The 13,815-nt window shown below is 32.7% G+C and carries 10 protein-coding genes; all 10 read left to right on the plus strand.

The window, feature by feature from the left end:
* The first annotated feature begins 27 nt into the window (after positions 1 to 27).
* The 10 genes from R3342_RS07095 to R3342_RS07140 all read left to right on the plus strand — a co-directional run bounded on the left by R3342_RS07095 (position 28) and on the right by R3342_RS07140 (position 13,452).
* Positions 28 to 1,305: a phospholipase D-like domain-containing protein gene (locus R3342_RS07095; RefSeq protein WP_318939323.1), complete on the plus strand. Its 1,278-nt coding sequence runs from the start codon at positions 28 to 30 to the stop codon at positions 1,303 to 1,305.
* Positions 1,305 to 2,588 carry a restriction endonuclease subunit S gene (locus R3342_RS07100; protein ID WP_318939324.1) on the plus strand — a complete coding sequence of 428 codons (1,284 nt, stop codon included), beginning with the start codon at positions 1,305 to 1,307 and terminating at the stop codon, positions 2,586 to 2,588. Before R3342_RS07095 ends, R3342_RS07100 begins: the two co-directional genes overlap by 1 nt.
* Before the next feature lie 17 nt (positions 2,589 to 2,605).
* Complete coding sequence (locus tag R3342_RS07105; protein ID WP_318939326.1) at positions 2,606 to 2,839, plus strand: DUF2188 domain-containing protein; 234 nt, start codon at positions 2,606 to 2,608, stop codon at positions 2,837 to 2,839.
* Between the two features lie 71 nt (positions 2,840 to 2,910).
* Positions 2,911 to 3,186: a hypothetical protein gene (locus tag R3342_RS07110; protein ID WP_318939327.1), complete on the plus strand. Its 276-nt coding sequence runs from the start codon at positions 2,911 to 2,913 to the stop codon at positions 3,184 to 3,186.
* Positions 3,187 to 3,199: 13 nt separating this feature from the next.
* Entirely contained in the window at positions 3,200 to 4,861 is a 1,662-nt protein-coding gene (locus tag R3342_RS07115) for an ATP-binding protein (protein ID WP_318939330.1), read from the plus strand.
* Positions 4,862 to 5,073: 212 nt separating this feature from the next.
* Positions 5,074 to 8,199, plus strand: a complete 3,126-nt coding sequence (locus tag R3342_RS07120; RefSeq protein ID WP_318939331.1) for an HsdR family type I site-specific deoxyribonuclease — start codon at positions 5,074 to 5,076, stop codon at positions 8,197 to 8,199.
* Positions 8,199 to 8,900 carry a SprT family zinc-dependent metalloprotease gene (locus R3342_RS07125; protein WP_318939332.1) on the plus strand — a complete coding sequence of 234 codons (702 nt, stop codon included), beginning with the start codon at positions 8,199 to 8,201 and terminating at the stop codon, positions 8,898 to 8,900. The genes R3342_RS07120 and R3342_RS07125 overlap by 1 nt, the downstream gene beginning before the upstream one ends.
* A gap of 183 nt (positions 8,901 to 9,083) precedes the next feature.
* A complete protein-coding gene (locus R3342_RS07130; protein ID WP_318939333.1) occupies positions 9,084 to 10,190 on the plus strand; it encodes a hypothetical protein in 1,107 nt (368 codons plus the stop codon).
* Between the two features lie 9 nt (positions 10,191 to 10,199).
* Entirely contained in the window at positions 10,200 to 11,801 is a 1,602-nt protein-coding gene (locus tag R3342_RS07135; RefSeq protein WP_318939334.1) for a hypothetical protein, read from the plus strand.
* Positions 11,785 to 13,452: a hypothetical protein gene (locus tag R3342_RS07140; RefSeq protein WP_318939335.1), complete on the plus strand. Its 1,668-nt coding sequence runs from the start codon at positions 11,785 to 11,787 to the stop codon at positions 13,450 to 13,452. The genes R3342_RS07135 and R3342_RS07140 overlap by 17 nt, the downstream gene beginning before the upstream one ends.
* Positions 13,453 to 13,815 lie beyond the last annotated feature (363 nt).

A 13,815-nucleotide genomic window follows, 5' to 3' on the forward strand; every position in this document is an offset into this window, starting at 1 on the left:
GATTGCGATTGTTTATAAAATTGGATTATGAAAAAAGTATTACGACTTAAAACCGAATTCGAAAGAATCATAAAAAGAGCAGATGAAATTCTCATCGCTTCAGCTATGATTACGGACTTTGGCTTGTCTCTTTTTGATAATCGAGACCAAGACGCTTTGTTTCAGGTTTTGGTCGGTATAGACTTACCTACGCAACCATCAGCATTGCAAAAAATGTTTGATAATAAGGTAGAAGCTAGAGTGCATAATATAAAAGGGCAATTTTTTCATCCAAAAGTGTATATGTTCAGGGTAGATGATAGCTGGCTAGCTTATATAGGTTCTGGTAATTGCACCCAAGGGGGGTTAGAGCGTAATATAGAAATGTCTGTTAAAGTTGAGGATGAAGATACGGTTGAAGAACTCATAAAATGGTTCGATATCTACTTCGATAAACACGGAGAGGTGCTAACGCAAGATTTTATAGACGAGTATACCGTCATGTTTAATGCAAGACGGGATTTAGAGGCTAATTTAAATGCAAAAATAAAAAGCTTTAAAAACGAAACAGGCGTTTCTAAAGGAAGACGAAAACTATCGGACTATAACTTTTCAGGTCAGTTTTTTCAATTTGAGCATTATAATGCGTTTACAGGAACAAAACCTATAACAGATTCACCAGAAGCTAGAAAAGAACGATTAGTGGTTCAAGAAAAATTGTTAGAGCTACATCAGGAGCTATATCCACTAATGCAAAAAAGAGGTTGGCAGGTGTATGAGCACCACATGTCACAACATATCACCTCATCCTATATGCACAATGAGCGCGCATCAAAAGAGCTTACCGCTATTTGGTTGCATTATGGACGTAGCGAACCAGAATTGGAAGCCTACCAAAATGCGTATGGTGATAACATGACATCGCTTTACCACATGCGTTTAGAGGTATTAATTACTAAAAACCACCTATGGGTAGAGTTGCGAGTAGGTAAAAGAGACGGCAGTTATCCAGATAGGGAATTTATTAGAAAGCAATTAAAAACAAACCCAAAATTCAGTACCAACTATTTCAATTTAGTAAAAGCTTTAAATAAAGAATTTACGGTAACCATAGCAGATGAGTACGTTCATGTAAACGAGTTTCAAGATGAAGAAGATTTAAAGGAGTTTACCCTTAAAGATAACCCAAGACGATATTATTACAGAATTGGTAGAGAGTACCAACCAGACGATAAAGCCATTTCAGAGCAAAATATAGTGAGTACAATTATGAAAGATTTTGAGAAACTGTACCCACTATATCAACTATTAAAACACAAGCTATAATGACGCACAACACCGACATAACACCGACAAAAGTCCATAAAGATGCCAAATTGGGAGTGATTCCTGATGGTTGGACGACGCCTAAAATTAGCGAGGTGTTTCAGTTTATAAATACAACATCATTTCCACGTAATCAATTAAATTATGATGAAGAGAACGAGGTATTTTATATCCATTATGGCGATATCCACGCAACATACAAAAAACCGATACTTGATTTTGAAATTGAAACCGAAGTACCAAGGTTAAATAAAGATGTAGAATTACCAAATAGCATCCAGTATTTAAAAGATGGTGATGTAATTATAGCAGATGCATCAGAAGATTACGAAGGGGTTGGTGAGGCTATTGAAATGAAAAACCTAAATGGCAAAATAGTAATTAGTGGTTTGCACACCTTTGCATTAAGGGACTTAAAAAATAAAACGGTCCCTGGTTTTAGAACCTATATTTTTAAAAACCAAAATGTAAAAAAGGCTTTAAAGACCATTGCTACAGGCAGTAAAGTGTATGGTATTTCAAAAGGCAACATCCAAAAGTTTAAAATAGTGTTGCCACCACTACCAGAACAACAAAAAATAGCGCAGATTCTAGCGACTTGGGATGTGGCTATAAATAAGCAAGAAGCATTAATTGCTCAAAAACAAGAACAAAAAAGGGGTTTGATGCAGCAATTGCTCACAGGTAAAAAAAGATTATCTGGGTTTACTGGTGAGTGGAAACAGGTTAAAATGCAAAAGATTGTATCAATAACAAGTGGTGAAAGCCCAATCAAGCATAAGTTTGTTGATGATGGACAATATCCATATTTGAAAGTAGAAGACCTGAATAATTGTTCGAAATATCAATTGGCAAGTAGAACTTATTCAAACAAGAGCACAAATTTAGTTTCAAAGGGTAGTATAATTTTTCCTAAAAGAGGAGCGGCAATTTTAAATAATAAGATAAGAATAGCTTCATGTGAAGTGCATATGGATAGCAACTTAATGGCTGTTACACCTATTTGTGAAAAAGTATCAACAGAGTTTTTGTTTTACAAAATATTTAGAGAAAAATTATGTAGAATAGCAGATACGTCTACCATACCACAAATAAATAACAAGCATATCAATCCTTATAAGATTAGTCTTCCTAGTTTAAAAGAACAACAAAAGATAGCAGAAGTATTAACAGCTGCCGACAATGAGATAGATGCCTTACAACAACAATTGCAACAACTAAAAAAACAAAAACATGGGCTCATGCAACAGTTGCTAACTGGGAAAATTAGAGTAAAAGAATAATTATAAAATTTCAAACAATGCCAAGAAAAGAAAGACACGTAGTACCCAACAAAGAAGGAGGTTGGGATTCAAAACGAGAAAAAGCACAAAGAGCTTCAAAACATTTCGAAACCAAAAAAGAAGCAATGGACTGGAGCCGCCAAAAAAGCAGATCTGAAGGTTCAGAACTTATACCGCATAGAAAAGATGGGCGTATTCAAAACCCAGACAGTCACGGTAACGACCCTAATCCACCAAAAGATAAAAACTAATGGAAGTATTACTTACTCAAATATTAGGATTATGGCGCTACACAGAGGGGAATAATATCATAGATTTCTATGTGCGCCAATACGATGAAAGAATCCAAAGAGGACTGTCATTTTTTACATTGAACAGTGTAAATGGCAATAATCCAGGAATAAACTATGAGTGGCAAGGGATTCCAACAGTCGTCAATGCGCCAGAAGGATTACCGGTAATTCAAATAGATAATTTAAATGCTACAGAAGCAGAATCAAGGTATCAAGATATCACGATATGGTGTTTTGAAAATAACCAAATGACATTACAATTTGGTGATGGTTCAAGAGCAGTTTTTACAAAATTAGGTCAATAATAAATTCAATCTAATGACAATACAACAACTCATAAAACTGAAAGAATCAGAGGATAAAATTGAGTTCAAGGAAGCTAAAAATCAATATAACTATAATAATGGCCGTAAATCAGTATTAGGGTATGTTTGCGCATTAGCAAATGAAGGTGGTGGCATACTTGCTTTTGGAATAAAAGAAACAAAGCCATACACCTTGGTGAATTCTCAAGCTTACATTGGTCGAATAGGTCAATTAGAACAAAATATTTATAGAGATAAAGCTATTAGAGTTAAGATTAGTGAATTATTTGATGAACATAATAATCGTGTTATACTAATTGAAATCCCTTCAAGACCTGTAGGCAAAATGCTCTATTTTGATGACGTACCATTAATGCGAGTTGGTGACAGATTAGAGCGCATGAACGAAGAGATGTATGCATCAATTGTAATGGAAAAAGAACCTGACTTCTCTGCAAAAATATGTCCGGAACTTACACTAAATGATATTGACGAAACGGCGGTAAGGATTTTAAAAGAAAAATATGCGCTAAAACAAAATAATCCTGACTTTAAAGAATTACCAACAGAACAACTATTAAAGGATTTAGATTTGTTGACTAATGAAGGACTTACCAATGCGGCACTAATCCTTTTGGCTAAAGAAGAGGCTTTAAAGAAGTATCTTCCAAATGCCCAAGTAAATATAGAATACCGTAAAACGCTAGAGCAAACGCATTTTGATAAAAGATATACTTATTTAAAACCCTTATTTGTTGGGATAGATGAGATTTGGAAACAGCTCAATGCGCGTAATCTAGACCATAAAATAAACCAAAATCCCTATAAGTTTGATATAGCCTATTTTAATGAAGAAGTAGTAAGAGAAGCAGTACTAAACGCTATTGCACATAGAGATTATACCATAAATAGTGAGGTGGTTATCAAACAATCACCAGAGCAAATGACGATAACTAACGCAGGTGGTTTTCCTAAAGGGGTAAATCTAGATAACTTGTTAACTACAAACAGTACACCTAGAAGTAGATTATTGGCGCAAATTCTAGAAAAAACGGGTTTGGTAGAACGCTCTGGCCAAGGGGTTGATAAAATTTATAGAATAACATTAGCCGAGGGGAAACCAGGTCCAGATTATTCAAAATCAGATATGTTTCAAGTAGAGCTCACACTAAAGGCTGCAATGGAAGATCCTGCGTTTGCAATGTTCATGTATCAGTTACAAGCAGACCGTGGTGAAGAGAATCCTATTGGGACATTCAAAACTATTGCACTGCATAATATCAAAGAAGGAAAATCAGAAGGCATCAATGCACAACTGCTTCAGGAATTAGAACAGGAAGAATTAATTAAACGTTCAGGTGGTTCTGCAAGTGAAAAGTATGTATTGGCAGATAAGTATTTCGATATTAAAAATACTGCTTCTGAAGTAGGTGGCTTTAGGATTATAGATTTAGAAAGAGTACTCAATGTGCTTAAAGATAATCCTGTGGCTAAAATGAAAGATTTCGTTGCTGCTTTCGATAATGATTTAAATAGAGAGCAAGTAAGATATTTAATAGATAAGCTTGTAGATGTAGTAATAGAAAAGCAAGGTACAGGTAGTGGAACTACTTATAGTCTTAAAGGTGGTGTAATTGATTTAAATAATATAACTGATATTTTAAAAGGTGCTTAAATCAATTCCCCAAAAACGAATAAAGTTTCCCCAAAAAGAAGTACTAGAGTTAAAGGTCTTGTAAATGGTGTAACTAATAGTAAAAGAGGTTTTGTAGGTTTTATAAGGGGTTCTAGGGGTTTTAAAGAAGCAAATAATAGCGCTCATAACAAAAATCAATTCCCCAAAAAACCAAATCAATTCCCCAAAAAGGAAAATAAATAAATAAAAGGATGGCAGTAAATTATAACGAGTTTCAAGATTCACAATTACCAGCATTAAAGTTGCTGCAAAAACTCAATTGGCAATACATGTCACCAGAACAAGCACTTCAGGCAAGAGGCGAATTGTTGTCTAATGTGATTCTCGATGATATTCTTGAGGAACAGTTAAAGGTCATGAACCATTTCGAATATAAAGGCGAAACTTATAAGTTTTCAGACGGTAACATACAAAGTGCTATCAATGCCTTAAAAAGTGTACCTATTGAAGGCGTTATTCGCACAAATGAGCATGTGTACGATTTACTAACACTAGGCAAAAGCTTTAATGAAACAGTAAAAGGCGACCGTAAAGGCTATACCCTAAAATACATCGACTGGCAAAATCCAGAAAACAATGTGTTTCATATTACAGATGAGTTTATGGTCGAAGGTTTAAAAGGCAAACGTCGTCCAGATATTGTGCTATTTGTTAACGGCATTCCTTTTGTGGTTATAGAAAATAAGCGTAGAGATAAAAACCTATCACTTGAAGAAGCCATTTCACAAAATATAGGAAATCAAAAAGATGATGGCATACCAAAACTTTTCCATTATGCACAAATTCTAATGGCAGTACAGCCCAATGCTGCTAAATATGCCGTAACTGGTACCGATGCAAAATTTTGGGCTGTTTGGAAAGAAGACGTAGAAAATGATATTCAGAAATTATTAAAACGTACAACTAATAATACGCAATCAGAAAATAGACTGGTTACAGAGCAAGACAAAGCCTTATATGCGTTGTGCAAACCACATCGATTATTGGATATGGTATATAAGTATGTGGTGTTCGATGGTCCGGATAAAAAAATATGCCGATACCAACAATATTTTGCGGTTCAAGAGACGATTAACAGGGTAAAACAACGCAATAAGGAAGGGAACAGAAAAGGCGGTGTCATCTGGCATACAACGGGTAGTGGTAAATCCTTAACCATGGTCATGCTATCAAAAGCGTTAGCATTAGAAGAATCCATTGAAAACCCAAGAGTTATTATTGTTACAGACCGTATAAGTCTAGACAAACAGATATTTAAAACCTTTATCAATTGTGGTAAAAGCGTCAAAAAAGCAACTAGTGGCAGTAATCTTATAGAGCTGTTAAAAGATAAAAGTAGCGAAATCATTACGACGATTATTGATAAGTTTAACATTGCATCCAACAGGGTAACCTTTAAAGACGAATCTCAAAATGTATTCGTTTTAGTAGACGAAAGTCACCGTAGTCAGTACGGCACAGCGCATGCGCAAATGAAACGTTTATTACCTAATGCATCTTACATTGGTTTTACCGGTACACCATTAATGAAATCGGAAAAGAATACCTCAAGAAAATTTGGTGGGTTTATTCATAAATATACCATAGACCAAGCAGTGAAAGATGGTGCGGTATTACCTTTGTTATACGAAGGGCGTTCAGCAAAACTATCTATTAATAAAACACAGATAGATAAAGGTTTTGAAAGGCTTTCAGAAAATTTAAGTGAAGAAGCGCAGAAAGATTTAAAAAAGAAATTCTCTTCCATCAGTAAAATTTTTGAATCGGAACATGTCGTAAACGAAATTGCTTACGACATTTCAAAACACTACACCCATAACTGGCAAGGTCATGGTTTTAAAGCGCAATTAGCAGTGCCTAAAATAGATACAGCTATTAAGTATCAAAAATATTTCGAAGCGCAATTAGACCCAACATTAAAAATAAACACCAGGGTTGTATTTACACCGCCAGATAGCAGACAAGATAATGATGATGTGTGGTCAGAAAGTAGCAATGAATCCAGAAACTACTGGGACCAATTAATGAAAAAATATGGTAATCAAGAGGCTTACGAAAATGAGGTGATTACAAAATTTAAGGAGGCCTCTCAAGAGGTAGAATTAATAATAGTGGTAAAAAAGCTATTAACAGGTTTTGATGCGCCAAGAAATACAGTGCTTTATTTAGCAAGACCTTTAGTGGCACATAACCTATTACAAGCAATAGCAAGGGTAAATAGGTTGTTTCAAGGCAAAGAACATGGTCATATTATAGATTATGTAGGGATTCTTGGGAAATTGGATGAAGCACTAACAGAATACAGTGCATTAGAGAATTTTGATGAAGACGACTTAACAAATGCACTAATTGATATTAAAGATGAAATTCGTAAAGTACCTGTAAAACATGCAGAAGTTACAGATATTTTCAAAGGGGTTTATAGTAAAGGTGACATTGAAGCACTAGAACGACATTTAGCAGAGAAGGATTTACGTGATGAGTTTTACGATAAACTATCAGATTTTGCAAGAACATTGCAGACAGCTCTAGCTTCTGATGAATTTTATATAGAGTTTACAGAGCAACAAATAGGCTTCTATAAAAGCGAATTAAAAAAATACCAAAGTTTACGAGTGTCAGTACAATTCAGGTATGCCGAAACCATATCATACAAAGAGTACGAACCAAGAATAAAAAAGCTGTTGGATACGTATATTGACGCTGATAAAGTGGAGGTGTTAACATCCGATCTCAATATTTTTGATAAGCAGCAAGTTGAAGAAGCTCTGGAAGCCTATGGAAAGTCACCTGCTTCCAAAGCAGATTTCATTGCACACCAAATGAAAAAAGTGATAACCCAAAATATGGAAAAGGATGAAGCTTTTTATAAAAAATTTTCAGACCTAATCGAAAAAACAATAAAGGATTTTAATGAAGGTAGAATTGATGAAGCAAAATATCTAGAAACAATTCTAAAAGTCAGAACCGACCTTAATCAAGGCTATCAAGAGGGAATTCCGGTGTTGTTATTGCACAAGCCGGAAGCCAGAGCATTTTACGGAGCATTAAGTGATGTATTATCTAATAAACATGGTGAAAGTGTGATAAAAAATATAGCAGATGATCTGGCGAATGCATCAGTTTCAATTTCTAAAATTGTTGAAGAGTTAACAATTCGAGATTGGAAAAGAAACCTAGATGTACAAAGACAAATGGAAAATGATATAGAAGATTATTTAATCAGTCATCGTAAAGATTTAGGTTTAGAAATTACATTCGATGAAATAGACAGCATCCTGGAGAAATGTTTAAAAGTGGCCAAAAACAATTATTAATGCATTCAATTAATTACGGTACAAAAGAGTTGTTTTTCGAATTAAAACAATCAGAAAGAAAATCATTGGCTATCGAAGTGCATCCAGACAATTCAATTAAAGTATTGGCACCTTTAAAATCTAGTTTAAAAGATATAAAAAAGGTGGTGCTTACCAAATCCAAATGGATTGTAAAACAACAAAGCTATTTCGAGCAGTTCTTGCCAAAAACCCCAGAAAGAGAATATGTGTCGGGTGAGACGCATTGTTATTTAGGGAAAGGCTATATATTAAAAATTAGACCAGGAACGGAAAATAAAGTAAAACTAAAAGGAGGTTGTTTTAATGTAGAGTTCAACGGTGAAAACTCACAACAAATAACAAGAAACCTATTGGCAAAATGGTACTATCAACATGCTGAAAGAAAGTTTTTTTATGTTGCTAATCAGGTCTTTCAAAAATTCAAAGAGTTTGAGGTTGAACAACCAAATCTTGAAATTAGAAGAATGACCAAACGGTGGGGAAGCTGTCAAAAAAATGGAAAAATAATCATCAACCCAGAAATTATTAAAGCCCCAACTAAATGTATTGAATATGTTATTACACATGAAATGTGCCATTTAATTCAATTCAATCATAACAAAAAATTTTATGAGCTACTGTCTCAAAAAATGCCCAATTGGGAAAAATGGAAAAATAGATTAGAACAAACACTATCATAATTAATGAGCACTATAAAGAAAAAGTTTTACCATCACTTTTGGCATAATCCCTCGTGTCAAAACTTATTTTTACTCTCAAAAGAGGAATTACTAGAGACAAAAACATTTGGTTCTGGGAGGAACACATTTACATACTCAACAAATAGGATAATTATTTCCAATGCCCAAGAAGGTAACGAAGATTTGATAGAAACAGTAAAGTCGAGAAGTGAAATATACAATATCGATTTAGACAGTTCAATTGGAGAACAAATAGAATATTTAAAACCTATTATAGAACAATTTTTTGATAGTCGCTTTAAGAAATCATTGGATAAACTATCTAATGATATTGAGAAAAAAGGATGGAAGTTACTCACCAAAGTAATTAAAATTTTACTTAAAGAAGATTCAAGAGAAGCTAATATTGTCAAATTATTACAACAATATGGCTTTATTGGTAGGCATCATAATTCGTTTAAGGAAATTGAGGAAAGTTTTGAAAAGATATTGGTTCCATCAAAAGGCAATGAACTAATCAATGAAAAAACAATTAGCACTTTTTTTGAAGGCTTAAAATTTATTAAAGAATACTATGTAAACAACTCTTATAAAAACCTATACAACACAAATCAGGTACTGGTTAACACATTAAATAGCGAAGATAATTTTGCATCAAGGGTTGAGCTATTTGGAAAACTGTATGATGCAAAAATATTAACAGCTAGTGCTGACGACGCTTTTATGGAATGTACGAATTGCGATCCATTAACTTATAGAGGCGTTTTTCAGCTACGTTTAAATCCCAAAAAATTAAAGAGCCTCAAGTGTCCGGTTTGTGCAAAAGAACTAACCTATTTTGTGCCTTATGAATTACATGAAGATATTTATAACATAGTTAAAGAAAAAGACGGTCTGTTATTAAATGCTTTATGCAACAAATTAGATACCCATAACATTAAGTATCAATTGAATCCAACATTCTTAAAAAACATAGAAATCGATTGCTTATTTAAAACAGAAGAATCAACATTCATTGTTGAAGCTAAAATGTATAAAATCAATACGTCAAAAGCTAAATTAAAAAGTAAAATACGGAAGCATTTTGGAAAATTAGTCAAAGACGTTACCCGATTAATTGAACTCGAACAGTTTAAAAACCAACCGATAAAACCAATACTTTTACTAAACATTCCGGACAAAGAGTTATTGACAGAAGTTAATCATGAGCTGAAAATAAAGAATCGTGATGCTATTTCACGACAAGTAAGTATCATAAATTTAAGTTTATTAAAGTTTAAAGAAGAATAAGAGATCGATATGAGTATAAGTGATAAATCGTTTTTAGAACGCTTAAATGAGAACCCGGATTACTTTGAATTTTGGCAAGACTTCCATGAATTTTGTAAGGATATAAAAATTAATGACAAAGAATACTTTGTCAATTCATTACCAATTATCTTCAAAAAGATTAAAAATGATGGAGCAGGATATGCAATATATCAGGGTTTAAGAAAACTTGCAGTAGAAAAACCATCAGAAGCTATTCAAATTATTGAACTTATAGAAGAAAAAAATAATAATGAATATCTAAACTTCATTTCTTCTTTGTTGGGTGGGCTATCCCAGAGTAAATCAAAATATACCTATAAAGATAAAATCCTCACACTTATTAAAAGCGAGGAAGAAGCTAAAATAAATAGCGGAGTTAATGCAGCATATCAAGTGGTTATTAGCAATAAGCAAGAAGAATTAAAATTCATAAATGAAGTTAGTCAGAATATCATTCAGACCATTGAAAAAGGAAATGTAGAGGATTTAGGCATTATAGCAAGATTTTACAATAAACATTTAAATAACTTAAATGATGCAAAAAAAATGGTTGTTCAGTTACTGAATACCAAAAAAGTAGAGGTGCAAAGCGAGGTAGCTAGATCAATCAATGCTGAATTTAATTTTGATGAAGACCCAATACATTTTAAAACTTGTTTAAAATTATTAACACATACTGATTCAAAATACATAGGTATTTACAACACAATCAACTTTAGATTGAAAGATACTATAAAAAAGCAACCAGAGGTAGTTACTGAATTTGTTAATCTATGGATTTTAAATAATAAAGTGAATCTTAAAGGAATTACTGTTCTAAAAGAAATAATTGAGGAATTGTATACATCAAACCCTCATACCATTGAAAGTCTTTTTTTAGAATGGTTAAATTCAGATAACAGTATTTACAAAGCTGCTTTACAGTTTGTTATTAGTGATTTAAGTAATCATGTAGATGCGGTTGGTCTTCCAAAAGATAAATTAGAAAAATTTACCGAGACGGATGCTCTTTATGTTGTCTTTATGATTGTAGGGAACATATTAGACCGTAAATACGCTTCAGAAATGCTCTATAATATTTTAGAGGTACATTTTAATAATGAGCGTATAAGAAATCATATAGCAACGCTTTACGCTAAATATTTAATAATTAATTATTATTCCGTTACTGATATTTTAAAAGAAAAAAGAAAAACAGCTAATCCGATTATAACTTCAATAATAGATCAAATAATTGAAGTTTCTGAACAGTATTATAAGCAAGTAACCGATTTAGAAGTGGTAAATGAGTTTGAACCCTCTGATAAAAGAATGACCTATTTTTTAAAGCAACAAAATAAGCAAATGCAAGAGCTTATGGATGCAACAGAAAATAAGAGAAGTTCATTTTTAGATTTTGCTACCAAGATTAGTTTGAAGGCAGGAAAGTCATTCTTTTCAAAATATAACGGAAAGTATACTGAAGAGAGTGAAATGCAAAACTTTAGAAGTAGTGTTGAGGTAGCAAGGGTGCAATATATTGACGAAATAGGTCAAATCAAATCAAGAATAATGTGGCAAAATATGAAGAGAAATGAACTTCCTAACTAGTGAGTATATAGCACTTCTTAAAGAAGATGGTGAACTTGATGCTTTGCTTATTGATATTTTAATTAGTAAAGGCATAACACCCATTTCTAAACCTCAAAAAGGGAGACAATATGGTGTCGATATAGCTGCAATAGGTAAAGATGTAGATGGAAAGGAAAAATTATTTTTAATAACAGTAAAGCAAGGAAATATTACCAGGCAAATTTGGGATACTGGCCCAACGAGTGTACGTCAATCTTTAAATGATATAAGAGAAACTTATATTAATATATCACTCACGCGAAGTCAAAAAAAACTTCCCAAGAAAATAGTAATAGCAACAAATGGTGAGTTAGAACAAACTGTGCAGACAAGCTGGGGGCAATATACTGAAACTTATAAGGCAAAAAAATTAGAGTACCAATTTTGGGGTATTGACGACATTTCTAAAATGGTTTCTGAAAATTTGTTGTCAGAAAGACTTTTTAATGCCGATATGCGATTGTTATTAAAAAAGACATTAGCATTTTTAGAACTTAAGGACTATGATTTAAACCACTTTGTCAAATTAGTAGACCTAATACTAGACAAACCAATAAAAACAAAAAAACCTCTTTTAAAAAGATTAAAGTTATTACAAATTTGTTTAAATATTGTATTTAAATGGGCTGAAGATAGTGGTTATATTAAATCAGCTATATATGCGGCTGATAAAACCATATTAAAATCATTTGATTGGTTAAATACCCAAAATCATTTTGAAAAGAAATATATTCAGATAGAGTTTTATAATATTCATGTATTAAGACGAAAAATTGGAATAGCTTACTTTAATAAAGTAAACGACCATTATTATGTAGAACATAGCATACAACGTTACTCAAAAAATCAAATTGAATATGGACTAACGGTGTGGCAAGAAATAGGTGTTTTAGGAAGTATTGGTTTAACAGAAATAAAACACTATTTATACCATTTTAATCTTGAAGACAAAAGTTTAGCAAAAATATATGAAGATTCAGTTATAACTATTGCTCAAGCACTTATTTCCTTTATAAAAGCTAATCCACCTTCTCATTATCCTTTATATGATGAACATTTAATAGATATTGAACCAGCAATGAGATTTCTTTATTTATCTGGCTTCAAAGAAGATTGTAAAAAATGGTTACGAATGATAATTGTAGGTATTCACGACGCCAAAATTCTTAAAGACTTTTTCCCTCTATTTAATACTAATTATGAAAACATGGTTGAGTATTATTTAGGCACAAAAAAGCAAAGAGAACAATCATCAATGCTGCTAGCATTTTTAGCAGATTGGTCAGTGATAATAAACTCTAAAGAAGCTTATAATGATTTACATAAGGTTTTAGAGTTATTTGATAATAAACTTAATCTTCAAATTTGGTTTCCAAAAAAAGAAACTGAAGATATTTATTTAGATAAGGGTTACAGTTTAAAATCGGGAAAGGTGAAGCATTCCATAATGCTTTACGAATCAATTGATGACTATAAAAAAGAGATTCAAGAAGAGTTAGAGCTATTTTCAGTAGAAAGAGATTTTATTGTTGTTAAATCTGGTTTCGATTTTATTTTATCAATATCTAGTTTACATCATAGAGATTTACCATTCCCTTTTCTTTGGAGAAGACTTATTAAAACAGAATAGAGTTCCCCACAAACCAAAACCCTGGCAGAACGTTAAGAAAACATCCTGTGGATGTTTTTAGTGAATGAGCCAGCGGCGGGTTGGCCAATTATAAATCAAAGATTAAAATTAATTATACAAACCCTCTGTCTTTTGGTTTGTTCCGCTCGCCAACGCGCTTGTAGTTTTTGGCTGCCAACCCTCACACAGCACATTGCTTGTTTGCTTAAAGATTTATTTAAAAGTTTGTTTAAGCAAAAAATCAAAGAGCTGTTCCCAACCCTCAAGCCAAAAACTACCCAAAGCTATGTTTACATAACGGGTAGTTATAGTAGCATTCATTTAGTTTCTGTACTATAACGCCATTATGTAAAATATCCGCTC

This window comes from Lutibacter sp. (assembly GCF_033723435.1).
GTDB lineage: Bacteria > Bacteroidota > Bacteroidia > Flavobacteriales > Flavobacteriaceae > Lutibacter.